The organism is Bradyrhizobium sp. 63_E2_N1_3 (assembly GCF_052076005.1).
Lineage (GTDB): Bacteria > Pseudomonadota > Alphaproteobacteria > Rhizobiales > Xanthobacteraceae > Bradyrhizobium > Bradyrhizobium barranii.
Genome location: NZ_CP197235.1, coordinates 5,706,055 through 5,718,349, shown reverse-complemented (window position 1 = coordinate 5,718,349; position 12,295 = coordinate 5,706,055). Strand labels below are relative to the sequence as shown.

Annotated in this window: 12 protein-coding genes; 5 read left to right on the top strand and 7 right to left on the bottom strand. The window is 63.6% G+C overall.

Annotation, left to right across the window (positions count from 1 at the left end):
- Positions 1-3: 3 nt before the first annotated feature.
- Positions 4-753 carry a COG4705 family protein gene (locus AB7531_RS27630; protein ID WP_063983995.1) on the bottom strand — a complete coding sequence of 250 codons (750 nt, stop codon included), beginning with the start codon at positions 751-753 and terminating at the stop codon, positions 4-6.
- Between the two features lie 226 nt (positions 754-979).
- Here AB7531_RS27630 and AB7531_RS27625 point away from each other — a divergent pair, with 226 nt between their 5' ends.
- Together AB7531_RS27625 and AB7531_RS27620 are read left to right on the top strand one after the other, a co-directional pair.
- Positions 980-1,642 (top strand): response regulator transcription factor, encoded by a 663-nt coding sequence (locus tag AB7531_RS27625; RefSeq protein WP_063986453.1) that lies wholly within the window; start codon positions 980-982, stop codon positions 1,640-1,642.
- Entirely contained in the window at positions 1,639-2,949 is a 1,311-nt protein-coding gene (locus tag AB7531_RS27620) for an ATP-binding protein (RefSeq protein WP_084795172.1), read from the top strand. Before AB7531_RS27625 ends, AB7531_RS27620 begins: the two co-directional genes overlap by 4 nt.
- Positions 2,950-2,951: 2 nt before the next feature.
- Here AB7531_RS27620 and AB7531_RS27615 read toward each other — a convergent pair whose 3' ends face one another.
- The gene (locus AB7531_RS27615) at positions 2,952-3,848 is read right to left on the bottom strand and encodes an alpha/beta hydrolase family protein (RefSeq protein WP_063983993.1); all 897 of its coding nucleotides are present in this window, start codon (positions 3,846-3,848) and stop codon (positions 2,952-2,954) included.
- A 182-nt stretch (positions 3,849-4,030) separates the two neighbouring features.
- On the opposite strand from AB7531_RS27615, the gene AB7531_RS27610 reads away from it, so the two are divergent.
- Genes AB7531_RS27610 through AB7531_RS27600 form a run of 3 tightly spaced genes read left to right on the top strand, consistent with a single transcriptional unit; the run spans position 4,031 to position 7,552 of the window.
- Positions 4,031-5,419: a class II 3-deoxy-7-phosphoheptulonate synthase gene (locus AB7531_RS27610; RefSeq protein WP_063983992.1), complete on the top strand. Its 1,389-nt coding sequence runs from the start codon at positions 4,031-4,033 to the stop codon at positions 5,417-5,419.
- Positions 5,420-5,423: 4 nt separating this feature from the next.
- On the top strand, positions 5,424-5,777 hold the full coding sequence (locus AB7531_RS27605) for a diacylglycerol kinase (protein ID WP_063983991.1): 354 nt from the start codon (positions 5,424-5,426) through the stop codon (positions 5,775-5,777).
- 17 nt (positions 5,778-5,794) lie between these two features.
- On the top strand, positions 5,795-7,552 hold the full coding sequence (locus AB7531_RS27600; protein WP_063983990.1) for an NAD+ synthase: 1,758 nt from the start codon (positions 5,795-5,797) through the stop codon (positions 7,550-7,552).
- Between the two features lie 164 nt (positions 7,553-7,716).
- Here the strand turns inward: AB7531_RS27600 and AB7531_RS27595 are convergent, their stop codons facing one another.
- The 5 genes from AB7531_RS27595 to AB7531_RS27575 all read right to left on the bottom strand — a co-directional run bounded on the left by AB7531_RS27595 (position 7,717) and on the right by AB7531_RS27575 (position 12,247).
- On the bottom strand, positions 7,717-8,109 hold the full coding sequence (locus tag AB7531_RS27595; protein WP_063983989.1) for a cytochrome C oxidase subunit IV family protein: 393 nt from the start codon (positions 8,107-8,109) through the stop codon (positions 7,717-7,719).
- Positions 8,110-8,118: 9 nt separating this feature from the next.
- Complete coding sequence (locus tag AB7531_RS27590) at positions 8,119-8,841, bottom strand: heme-copper oxidase subunit III family protein (protein WP_063983988.1); 723 nt, start codon at positions 8,839-8,841, stop codon at positions 8,119-8,121.
- Positions 8,842-8,855: 14 nt separating this feature from the next.
- Positions 8,856-9,560, bottom strand: a complete 705-nt coding sequence (locus tag AB7531_RS27585; RefSeq protein ID WP_063983987.1) for a cytochrome c oxidase subunit 3 — start codon at positions 9,558-9,560, stop codon at positions 8,856-8,858.
- On the bottom strand, positions 9,557-11,335 hold the full coding sequence (locus AB7531_RS27580) for a cbb3-type cytochrome c oxidase subunit I (RefSeq protein WP_063986452.1): 1,779 nt from the start codon (positions 11,333-11,335) through the stop codon (positions 9,557-9,559). Before AB7531_RS27580 ends, AB7531_RS27585 begins: the two co-directional genes overlap by 4 nt.
- A 78-nt stretch (positions 11,336-11,413) precedes the next feature.
- Positions 11,414-12,247, bottom strand: coding sequence for a cytochrome c oxidase subunit II (locus AB7531_RS27575; RefSeq protein WP_063983986.1), 834 nt, complete (start codon positions 12,245-12,247; stop codon positions 11,414-11,416).
- Positions 12,248-12,295: the final 48 nt, after the last annotated feature.

The window sequence follows — 12,295 nt, the reverse complement described above, 5'->3', positions numbered from 1 at the left end:
AAGCTATTGCGCCGGATCGGCGCGGCGCCTGTCGTCGCCCTCGAAGGTCACCCAGGCGACGAGGCCGACGATCACGGTCAGGAAGGCGATGCTGGTCTGGATCGTGCCGAGGCCGATGCCGCCGTACTCGCGTGATTGCGAGAGCAGATCGCCGAGCGAGGCGCCGAGCGGGCGGGTCAGGATGTAGGCAAGCCAGAAGGTGAGGACGGGATTGGCGCCGAAATAATAGGCCATCATCACCGCCGCGATCAGCACGCCGAAGGCGGCGACGCCGAGCTGGAAACCGAGACCAAGTGCTTCGGTGGCAAGATCGCCTGCGGCCGTGCCGAGCGCGAAGGTGAAGAGGATGGCCGTCCAATAAAACAGCTCGCGCCGCGTCGTCACGATGCTGTGGATCGACAGCGTACGCTCGACGCCGTACCAGACCGCAAAGGTTGCGGCGAGCGCGCAAGCGAACGCCGCTGTGCTGATGTAGAGGCTGATCTCGAGCTTGTCGGTCAGGAGATCCGTGAGCTGCGTGCCGACGATACTGACGAGAACGACGGTCAGCCAGTAGATCCAGGGCACGTAGACGCGGCGGTTCAGTTGCAGCAGCAGGGCAGCGACCAGCAGGCCGCTCATGCAGATCGCGGTCAGGCTGGCGCCGAGGCCGACATGCACCGCGAGATAGTCGGCGCCGGTCTCGCCAACCGTGGTCGAGAGAATCTTGATGGCCCAGAAGATCGCCGTGACCTCCGGAACCTTGTTCAGCATCCGTTTTGCGCCAAAACCTGAATATTGCGACACGCCCAAATCTCCCAAGCCGAAGCGATGCGAGACCGTCGCGCAGGCGACTTAGGCCGGGCTTAGGGACGAGAATCTTCAACGCGGGGCGGCCTTCGCCGCATTTTGGGCCTGCTGGCGCTCCCTAACTCTGCGCTAAGTCGGAACGGTCATGATTTTGACGGCCGGATGGCCCGGCGGTTTCGAGGATCGAGCTTTGCGGGTTTTACTGATCGAGGATGACAGGATGGTCGGTGCCGCCGTCGAGCAGGCGCTGAAGGATGCTGCCTACGCCGTCGACTGGGTGAGGGATGGCGAGTCCGCGCTGCTTGCCGCCTCAGCCGAGTCTTACGAGGTGCTGCTGCTCGATCTCGGCCTGCCGAACGCGGACGGCCGGGATATCCTGCGGCAGTTGCGCGCGAATGGCTGCAGGTGCCCGGTCATTATCGTCACCGCGCGGGATGGCGTCGATCACAGGATCGAAGGCCTCGATCTCGGCGCAGACGATTATCTGGTCAAGCCATTCGAGATTCGCGAATTGCTGGCTCGGATGCGGGCAGTGCTTCGCCGCGAAGGCAGCGGTGCGTCCGCTGTGCTTGGCAACGGCAAGCTCAGTCTCGATCCTGCGACCCGCGAGGCGTCGCTGTCTGGCCAAACGGCCCTCCTGACCGCGCGCGAGTTCGCGCTGCTCCAGGCTTTGTTGACGCGCCCCGGCACCATCCTGTCGCGGAGCGAGCTCGAGCGGCAGCTTTACGGCTGGAACGAGGAGGTCGAAAGCAATGCGGTCGAATTCCTGATCCACACCATCCGCAAGAAGCTCGGCACGGAGGCGATCCGTAATGTGCGCGGGATGGGATGGATGGTGGATCGCGCGCCATGATCAACTCGCTGCGCGGCCGGCTGTTCATCAGCTTGACGACGATCGTGCTGGTGACCGGCCTCATCGGAGGCGTCTTCGCACACCGGTGGGCATTCGATGAGGCGATCGAGACGCAGGACTCCGTGCTGATCCAGATCGCGGGCCTCGTTCAGAGCGGTGGCTTCACCGGAGCTCAGGACCTCCATGGGGTCGATGAAAACTCCGAAGTCTGGCTGATGGAGCTGGGCAGGGCGCCGCAAGGCACACCCGAGGAGCGCCAATTGTGGCGGCTTCAGGATGGGATGCGCGATGCAACGCGACAGGGAAAGCCGGTCCGGGTGGTGCTGAAGACGCGATCCGACGGCAGCCGGTTTGCCGTGGCCCAGAGCACGGGTGTCAGGGATGAGATCGCAAGTGACATGGCGCTCCGCACCGTGCTTCCGATCGCCGCGCTGATCCCTTGCCTGATGCTGGTGATCGCCCTTGTCATAGCCGGATCGCTTCGACCCATGGTCCGGCTGGCGGACGAACTCAACGCACGGCGTGCGGATGACATGACGGCCTTGCCGCTGCGCGACCTCCCAAGCGAACTGAATCCGTTCGTGTCTTCCATCAACGGCCTGTTGCAGCGCATGCACGAGATGATAGGGCAGCAGCGAAGGTTTATCGCGGACGCCGCGCACGAACTGCGCACTCCGCTTACGGCGTTGAGCGTACAGGCTGAGAATCTCGATCACGTCGAACTGCCACCGGCCGCGCGCGAGCGCCTTGCAGCGCTTCGGCAGGGCATGAGTCGCAGCAAGCATCTTCTGGAGCAGTTGCTTGCGCTGGCACGACACGACGCTGAGTCCACCGATTGCGGGCAATGGGAGGTTGTGGAGCTCGACCTCGCGGCGAAGAGCGTCATCGCCGATCTGTTGCGGGAGGCGATCAGCCGCGGAGTCGATCTTGGTTTCGAACGGGCCGAGTCAGCTCCGGTGCGCGGCGAGCCGGTCATGCTCGCAGCCATGATCCGCAATCTTCTCGATAACGCGCTCCGTTTCACGCCGGCGGGCGGCAGGATCGATGTGGCGATTTACCGGGACGGCACCAAGGCTGTGCTTCGGATCGAGGACAATGGGCCAGGCGTGTCCCCCGAAGAGATCGGCCGGATATTTGAGCCGTTCTTCCGTGGGCAGCGGCCGGAAGGCGAGGGCGTCGGTCTGGGCCTCTCGATCGTCAAGCGGATTGTCGATCGGCTTGGGGGATCGATCGACGCTGCGAACATCACGGAGGGCGAACGAAGCGGATTGCGGATCGTCATCAAACTGCCCGCGGCGGCCGCGTAATATCACTCCCCCTGGATCCATTCCGCCACGCCGCGCCACAGCGTGTCGCGGTGCTCCGGGCGGAAGAAGCCGAAATGGCCGATCGCCTTGGCGCCGATTTCGGACGGCTTGACCGTCAGCACCTCCGGCTTGATCGCGGAGAAGCCGCTCGCGAGCAGCTCGACCGCGGGCCGCGTCGCCCAGGGATCGTCGGAGAAGCAGAGCGCGCGCAGCTCGCCCTTGAACTTTGCGAAGTTCTCCAGCGCCGGCAATTTGGAGTCGAACAGATAGCGCGGGCTGGAGACCCAGTCGGCCCATTGCAGGAAGACGCCCTTGGGCAGATCCTCGCCGATACCGGCCCAGGCCGGCGCGTAGCCGAGCGCGTGGACGAGCGGCACACCGACGAAATTCATGAAGGCGTAGACGCGATATTTTTCCGGCGACTCCATCAGCCGCCAGGTCGCGGCCTGCGAGGCCACGAAGGCGGCGCGTGAAATGTCGCTGTTGTTGTCGATCAGCCCCAGCGCCTGGCCGCCGAAGGAGTGGCCGACATAGGCGAGCGGCAGGGTGGTGTAGCGCTCGCGCATCCAGCGCACCGCGGCGGTGACGTCCTGCGCGGCCCAGCCCGACATCGAGGCCTTGAATCCGACCAGCGATTTCGGCTGGTTGTAGCCGACCATCGCCGGCTGCCGGGAATCGCCGATGCCGCGATAATCGTAGGTCAGGACCGCGCAGCCGCGATGGGCGAGGTAGGAGGCAAAGCCGCGATAGATCTTTCGCGGGACGGCGGTGGCGGAGTTGATCAGCACGGCATGGCGTTTGGTGCCGCGCGGCAGGAACAGGGTGCCTGCCAGCGGATACCCGTCAGTCGCCGGGAAGCTGATCTCGTCGATGAAAACGTCGTCGCGCGCCGCGTCCATGGGCAGCCGATGTCCTGCCGGTTTCCTTGCCAGCCCTCAGCAAATGCGAATTCGGCTTTCCCCGCAAGGGTTTGCAGTGCGAAATGGATTTACAACTGGCGGCCGGGGACCGGGCTGTGTATAAGGCGGCCCTCGCAACCCACAGATCAGGTTGTGCTTTTTTACTTCACGGAGAGATTGCGATGTCCGAGCGGTGGACGCCCGAGTCCTGGCGCAGCAAGCCGGTGCTACAGGTGCCCGATTATCCCGACGCCAAGGCCTTGGCCGACGTCGAGGCGCAGCTTGCGACCTTTCCGCCGCTGGTGTTCGCGGGCGAGGCGCGCAATCTGAAGAAGTCGCTGGCCCGCGTTGCGGCCGGCGAGGCCTTCCTGCTCCAGGGCGGCGATTGCGCCGAGAGCTTTGCCGAGCACGGCGCCAACAACATCCGCGATTTCTTCCGCGTGCTGCTCCAGATGGCGGTGGTGCTGACCTATGCCGGTGCGGTGCCGGTGGTGAAGGTTGGCCGCATTGCCGGCCAGTTCGCAAAACCGCGGTCGTCGCCGACCGAGAAGATGAACGGTGTCGAGCTGCCGAGCTATCGCGGTGACATCGTCAACGACATCGCCTTCACCAAGGAAGCGCGCGTGCCGGATCCGCAGCGCCAGCTGATGGCCTATCGCCAGTCGGCCGCGACGCTGAACCTGCTGCGGGCGTTCGCGACCGGTGGTTACGCCAATCTCGGCAGCGTGCATGAGTGGATGCTCGGCTTCCTCAAGGATAGCCCGCAGTCCCGCCGCTACAAGGAACTCGCCGACCGCATCTCGGACGCGCTCAATTTCATGCGCGCCTGTGGCCTCGATCTCGAGGCCCATCCCGAGTTGCGCGCGACCGATTTCTACACCAGCCACGAAGCGCTGCTGCTCGGCTACGAGCAGGCCATGACCCGCGTCGATTCCACCACCGGCGACTGGTACGCGACCTCGGGCCACATGATCTGGATCGGCGACCGCACCCGGCAGCTCGATCACGGCCATATCGAATATTTCCGCGGCATCAAGAATCCGATCGGCCTGAAGTGCGGCCCGTCGCTCAAGTCCGACGAGCTGCTGAAGTTGATCGACGTGCTCAACCCCGACAACGAGCCGGGCCGGCTGACGCTGATCAACCGCTTCGGCTCCGACAAGGTCGCCGATCATCTGCCGGGACTGATCCGCGCCGTGAAGCGCGAGGGCAGGGTTGTGGTCTGGTCGTGCGATCCCATGCACGGCAACACCATCACCTCAACGTCAGGCTACAAGACGCGCCCGTTCGACCGCGTCCTGTCGGAGGTGAAGTCGTTCTTCACCATCCACGCGGCGGAAGGCACGCACGCCGGCGGCGTGCATCTGGAGATGACCGGTCAGGACGTCACCGAGTGTATCGGCGGCGCCCGCGCGATCACCGACGAGGATCTCAACGACCGCTACCACACGGTCTGCGATCCCCGCCTTAATGCCGAGCAATCGATCGACATGGCTTTCCTGATCGCGGAGCTCCTCAAGCAGGAACGCGCCGGCAAGGCCAGGCCGATGCCGGTCGCCGCGGGGCTCTAACACCTTGCTGCGGATCTGGAAGGCGACGATCAATTCGCGTAACGGTCTGGCCTTCGCGTTCCGGTCGGAGCAGGCCGTTCGCGAGGAGATTTTTGCGCTCATCCTGTCGGTGCCGCTGGCATGGTTCGTCGCCGCGACGGCGCTGCGGGCGGTCGAGCTGGTCTGTTCGGTTGCGTTCGTGCTGACGGTCGAGCTGCTCAACACCGCGATCGAGAAGCTTGCCGACCGGCTGACCATGGATCACGACAAACAGATCGGCCGGGTCAAGGACATGGGCTCGGCCGCGGTCGGCGTTGCGCTGCTGATGGCCGGCGCATTCTGGATCATCGCCATCATCGAGCGATTGGGGTTCCTCTGAAGCGGAGTGCGGCGGCCATGACCGAACGTCTCAACGTATTCGCGGTCACGCTCGCCCAGCTCAATCCGACCATGGGCGACATCGAGGGCAATGCCGCGAAGGTGCGTGCCGCGCGCGCGCAAGCCAGGTCCGACGGCGCCGATCTCGTGCTGTTTCCGGAATTGTTCATCGCCGGCTACCCGCCGGAAGATCTGGTGCAGAAGCCGGCGTTCCAGGACGCCTGCCGCGGCGCGATCGAGGCGCTCGCGCGCGAGACCGCCGATGGCGGCCCGGCGGTGCTGGTCGGCACGCCCTGGGTCGAGGACGGCAGGCTCCATAATGCCTGCGCGCTGCTCGATGGCGGAAAAATCGCCGCACTTCGCTTCAAGTGCAATCTGCCCAATTACGGCGTGTTCGACGAGAAGCGGCTGTTTTCGCGCGGCCCGGCCGCGGGTCCCGTGACCGTGCGCGGCGTGCGCATCGGCGTGCCGATCTGCGAGGACATCTGGCAGGAGGAGTCCGAGGATTACGAGAACGTGGTCGAGACGCTGGCCGAGACCGGCGCCGAGATCATCCTGGTGCCGAACGGCTCGCCCTATGCCCGCGACAAGAGCGACGTGCGCCTCTCGGTCGCCGTGGCGCGCGTCACCGAGAGCGGGCTGCCGCTGGTCTATCTCAACCAGGTTTGCGGACAGGACGAGCTGGTGTTCGACGGCGGTTCCTTCGCGCTCAACGGCGATCTCTCGCTCGCGGCGCAATTGCCGGCGTTCGAAGAGAGTGTCACCACATTGCGCTTCACCAGGAACGGCGAGGATTGGCGCTGCGCGGGGCCGATTGCCGCGCAGCCGGAGGGCGACCACGCCGACTACGCCGCCTGTGTGCTGGGCTTGCGCGACTATGTCGCCAAGAACGGCTTTCCCGGCGTGCTGCTCGGCATTTCCGGCGGCATCGACTCCGCTCTCTGCGCGGCGATCGCGGTCGATGCGCTCGGTGCCGACCAGGTGCACGGCGTGATGCTGCCTTATCGCTACACCGCGGCGAGCTCGATCGCGGACGCGGGCGAGCTCGCCGGGCATCTCGGAATCCGCTACGAGGTGCTGCCGATCGCTGAAGCCGTGACCGGCTTCGAGACCATCCTGTCCGGCATCTTCAAGAATCTGCCGCCCGACATCACCGAGGAAAACCTGCAGGCCCGCACCCGCGGCACGTTGCTGATGGCGATCTCCAACAAGACCGGGCTGATGGTGGTGACGACAGGCAACAAGTCTGAAATGTCGGTCGGCTACGCCACGCTCTATGGCGACATGAACGGCGGCTTCAATCCGATCAAGGACATCTACAAGACGCAGGTGTTTCGGCTGGCCGCGCTGCGCAACCACTGGAAGCCCGACGGCGCGCTCGGGCCTGCGGGCGAGGTCATTCCGCCTGATATCATCACGCGCCCGCCGACGGCGGAGCTGCGCGAGAACCAGACCGACCAGGACTCGCTGCCGCCTTATGACGTGCTCGACGCCATCCTGGAGCGTCTGATCGAGCGCGAGGAGCCGCTCGACAAGATCATCGCCGCCGGCTTCGACCGCGAGACGGTCACCCGCATCGATCATCTGCTCAACGTCGCCGAATACAAGCGCCGCCAGGCTGCACCGGGCGTGAAGGTGACGGCCCGGAATTTCGGCCGCGACCGCCGCTATCCCATCACCAACCGCTTTCGCGACAAGGGCGAGCCGTCGCCTGCGGCGGACGAGACACTGGTCTCACGCGGCAGCAAGGCGTCGATCGACGCGTTCGAGGGCTGATGCGAGCCGCGCGGCGGGGCAGGCGATGGCGCCCCACCGCTGTCATCATCCGCGGGGGCGGATGATCCAGTACTCCGTGGCGGGCATTGTAGGAACCGACTGCTGACACGGGTTACTGGATGCCCCGCCTTCGCGGGGCATGACAGTGCGAAATCAGCTTGCTGCTACGACGGGACTGCGAAAAACATCACCCGAAGCAAGTGGGTGTATTCGGATTCGAGCACCATGATGGTCACAAACACCATTACCGCGATCGGCGGCAGCAGGATGGCATAGGTGAGGGCCAGCCGCTCCCAGGCCATGTGCATGAAGACGGCGACGATCAGGCCGGCCTTCAACACCATGAACAGCAGGATCAGCGACCACCTGAGGTAGCCGTGTAGGCCAAAGTAGTCGACAAGGTAGGAGCATGTGCTGAGGACGAACAACCAGCCCCAGACCACGAGGTAGAGCTTGATCGGGTGCTGTTGCCCTTTGGCGTGCACGGCTGCTGTTGCGACTGCGCCGTGCGCCGGAGCGTGGAGCTGGCCTTCCATGTGTACCGCCGCGTTTGTCATGCGCCGACCTCACCAAAGATAGAACAATGCAAAGATGAACACCCACACGAGATCGACGAAGTGCCAGTACAGGCCCATGATCTCGACGATCTCGTAATAGCCCTTGCGGCTTGTGAAGAAGCCACGCCTCTCGACGTCGAAGTCGCCCCGCCAGACCTTTCGCGCGATCGCGATCAGGAAGATCACGCCGATCGTCACGTGGGTGCCGTGGAAACCCGTGATCATGAAAAAGCTTGAGCCAAACTGCGCCGCGCCCCATGGATTGCCCCAGGGTCGAACGCCCTCCATGATCAGCTTGGTCCATTCGAACGCCTGCATTCCGACGAAGGTTGCGCCGAATGCCGCCGTGACCAGCATCAGGATTGCGGTTCTCACGCGATCGCGGCGGTAGCCGAAATTGACGGCCATCGCCATCGTGCCGCTGCTGCTGATCAGGACGAAGGTCATGATGGCGATCAGGATCAGCGGGATGTGGTGGCCCCCGATATTGAGGGCGAAGACTTCGCTGGGATTCGGCCACGGCACGGTCGTGGACATGCGCGCCGTCATGTAGGAGAGCAGGAAGCAACTGAAGATGAAGGTGTCGCTGAGGAGGAAGATCCACATCATGGCCTTGCCCCAGGACACGTTCTTGAAGGCGCGCTGATCGGACGCCCAGTCGGCGGCGATGCCGCGCCAGCCTTCAAGCCGCGCAGGCGATTGGCCCGAATGTGTCAGCACGGTTTCAGCCATCTGGTCTCGCCTCCCTAGCTCAGCAATTGACGGCAGATGTTGACGAAATCGTCGGTCCAGCCCGTGAGAAGACCGAGCAGGACAAGCCAGACCAACAGCAGGAAGTGCCAGTAGATGGCGCACAGCTCCACGCTCAAGCGCATCTCGGCGATCTCGGCGCCGCGCCATACCTTGGCCGAGGTTCGCCCGAGGGCCACCAGGCCACCCGTCAGATGCAGCCCGTGCACCGCGGTCAACAGGTAGAAGAAGGAATTTGCCGGATTGGACGCCACGAAATATCCGGCAGCCCCGAGCCGTTGCCAGGCCAGGAGCTGTCCGGCGAGGAAGATCACGGCAGATGCTCCGCCGGCGAGCAGACCGATCTTGACGCTCTCGGTATCGTCTCGCCCGGCAGCCACGTACGACCATTGCAGCGCGACACTGCTCAGGACCAGGACGCCCGTGTTGACCCACAGCAGCCGCGGGACCGGCAGCGGCCGCCAGTCCACCACGCTCATGCGCATCGAGTAGGCGCTGATGAAGAGGACGAACAGTGTGCTCGCGACAGCGAGAAACACGCCAAGTCCGACCTTCGCTGCCGGCCAGGTCATGCTATCGCCGCCGGGGAAATCACCGACCGAGCCTTCCTCCAGCCAGGGCTTGGCCATCAGCCGCTGCTGCGACAGCCACCATCCGGCGATCACCGCAAGCACAGCCAGGAACAGGATGATGGCACTCACGAAGCAGCTCCCTGAACGAGCTGCGTCGCGCGCGGCGGCTGGTTCTGCGGAATGAAGTCCTCCGCAGCACCGGGCACACTGTAGTCATAGGCCCAGCGGTACACGATCGGGAGCTCCTTGCCCCAGTTGCCGTGCCCCGGCGGCGTCTCCGGCGTCTGCCACTCCAGCGTCGTCGCCCGCCACGGATTGCCGCCCGAGGCCTCACCCTTGAACAGGCTCCAGGCAAGATTGAACAGGAACACCATCTGGCTGAAGCCGACGGTCAGGGCCACCACGGAGATGAAGGCGTTCAGTGTATGGGCCGAGGACGGGATGAACGCCGTGTCGCCGAGTTCGAAATACCGGCGCGGAACCCCGAGCAGTCCCAGATAGTGCATGGGGAAGAAGATCAGGTAGGCGCCGAGGAAGGTGACCCAGAAGTGAAACTTGCCCAGGACGTCGTTCAGCATCCGCCCCGTGACCTTGGGGTACCAATGATAGATCGCGCCGAGCACGACCATGATCGGTGCCACGCCCATCACCATGTGGAAATGCGCGACCACGAACATGGTGTCCGAGAGGGGCACGTCCACGACAACGTTGCCGAGGAAGAGGCCGGTGAGGCCGCCATTCACGAAGGTGATGATGAAGCCGAGGGCGAACAGCATCGGCACCCTGAGATGAATGTCGCCGCGCCACAGCGTCAGCACCCAGTTGTAGACCTTGATCGCGGTGGGGATCGCGATGATGAGCGTCGTGGTGGCGAAGAAGTACCCGAATTGCGGGAACATGCCGCTCACATACATGTGGTGCGCCCACACGACGAAGCTGAGCGCACCAATCCCCACGATGGCCCAGACCATCATGCGATAACCGAAGATGTTCTTGCGCGCATGCGTGCTGATCAGATCGGAGACGATGCCGAAGGCGGGCAGGGCAACGATGTAGACCTCGGGGTGGCCGAAGAACCAGAACAGGTGCTGGAAGAGCAGCGGGCTGCCGCCGCCATATTTCGAAAGCGTGCCCATCTCGACGAGGGAGGGCATGAAGAAGCTGGTTCCCAGCAGGCGGTCGAGCAGCAGCATCACCGAGGCGACGAAGAGTGCAGGGAATGCCAGCAACGCCATGACGGTCGCCGTGAAAATGCCCCACACCGTCAGGGGCAGGCGCATCAACGTCATGCCGCGGGTGCGCGCCTGCAGCACCGTGACCACATAATTCAAGCCGCCCATCGTGAAGCCGATGATGAACAGGATCAGGGACGACATCATGAGAATGATGCCCCAATCCTGCCCGGGCGTTCCGGAGAGGATTGCTTGCGGCGGGTATAGCGTCCAGCCGGCGCCGGTGGGGCCGCCGGGGACGAAGAATGTCGAGGCCAGCACCAGGACCGCGAGCAGGTAGACCCAGTAGCTCAGCATGTTCACATATGGGAAGACCATGTCCCGGGCGCCGACCATCAGCGGGATCAGGTAGTTGCCGAAGCCGCCGAGGAACAATGCGGTGAGCAGATAGATCACCATGATCATGCCGTGCATGGTGATGAACTGGAGGTACTGGTTGGCATCGATGAAAGAGAAGGTGCCGGGGAATCCCAGTTGCAGTCGCATCAGCCACGACAGCACCAGGGCCACCAGCCCGATGGCCGAGGCCGTCAGCGAATACTGAATGGCGATCACCTTGGCGTCCTGCGAGAAGACATACCGTGTCCACCAGCTCCTTGGATGATAGAGCTCGACTTCAGGTACTTCGGCAGGCGGGATGCCTGCGATCCCTTCATATGGAATATCGACCATAGAAACCTCCTCGGTCGTTTCCATCGGGGGTGAGGCGTCGGCCTCGTGCACCCGATCCATCTTCGCAGCGGCAGCCTGCTACTTGCCACCGGATTGGTACGTCGCCTTCACGACAGCTCTTACCGGCGACAATTCGGCAAACGTCTTTTGTTGCTCCAGCCAAGCGTGATATTCACGCTCTTCGTCGACGATGACCTTGGCCCGCATCTGATAATGAGCAGCGCCACAAAGCTCCGCACATAGAACATCGAACGTTCCGGTTCGGATCGGCGTTATCCAGAAGTAGGTCACCATGCCAGGGACCATGTCCATCTTGGCGCGGAATTCGGGCACGTAGAAATCGTGCAGGACATCAACCGAGCGGAGGAGAACCTTGACTGGCTTTCCCATTTGAAGGTGCAGGTCGCCGTTCTCGATCACGACGTCGTCCTGCGCATGCGGGTCGTCACGATTGAGTCCCATCGGATTGTCGGAAGCGATGTTGCGGACATCGGATGTGCCCAACCGCCCATCCTTGCCCGGAAGGCGGAAGCTCCATTGCCATTGCTGGCCCATGACCTCGACTTCGGTGGCATCCGCAGGCACCGTCACGAACTGGTGCCAGACCACGAGACCGGGCGCCAGCATGGCCGCGACTCCGACGCCGGTCCCGACGCTCAGCCACCATTCGAGCTTTTTGTTTTCCGGATTGTAGTCGGCCCGTCTTCCCTCTTTGTGGTGAAAGCGGAAGACGCAATAGGCCATGAAGACGATGACCGCGACGAAAACGAAGCCCGTGATCCAGAACGTGATGCTGATGGTGTGGTCGATATAGGCCCAGTTCGTGGCGATCGGCGTCCACCACCACGGGCTGTAGAGGTGAAACAGCACCGAGCCGATCGCGACCAGAAGCAGTATCAGTGCGACAGCCATCCTGATCCATCCTTGCCATCGAAGGCTACGGATACGAATCCAGGGCGG

Coding starts and splice junctions, on each gene's coding strand:
- AB7531_RS27610 (WP_063983992.1), top strand. CDS start 4,031: ATGTCCGAGCGGTGGACGCCCGAGTCCTGGCGCAGCAAGCCGGTGCTA.
- AB7531_RS27620 (WP_084795172.1), top strand. CDS start 1,639: ATGATCAACTCGCTGCGCGGCCGGCTGTTCATCAGCTTGACGACGATC.
- AB7531_RS27615 (WP_063983993.1), bottom strand. CDS start 3,848: ATGGACGCGGCGCGCGACGACGTTTTCATCGACGAGATCAGCTTCCCG.
- AB7531_RS27595 (WP_063983989.1), bottom strand. CDS start 8,109: ATGACAAACGCGGCGGTACACATGGAAGGCCAGCTCCACGCTCCGGCG.
- AB7531_RS27575 (WP_063983986.1), bottom strand. CDS start 12,247: ATGGCTGTCGCACTGATACTGCTTCTGGTCGCGATCGGCTCGGTGCTG.
- AB7531_RS27630 (WP_063983995.1), bottom strand. CDS start 753: ATGCTGAACAAGGTTCCGGAGGTCACGGCGATCTTCTGGGCCATCAAG.
- AB7531_RS27600 (WP_063983990.1), top strand. CDS start 5,795: ATGACCGAACGTCTCAACGTATTCGCGGTCACGCTCGCCCAGCTCAAT.
- AB7531_RS27580 (WP_063986452.1), bottom strand. CDS start 11,335: ATGGTCGATATTCCATATGAAGGGATCGCAGGCATCCCGCCTGCCGAA.
- AB7531_RS27590 (WP_063983988.1), bottom strand. CDS start 8,841: ATGGCTGAAACCGTGCTGACACATTCGGGCCAATCGCCTGCGCGGCTT.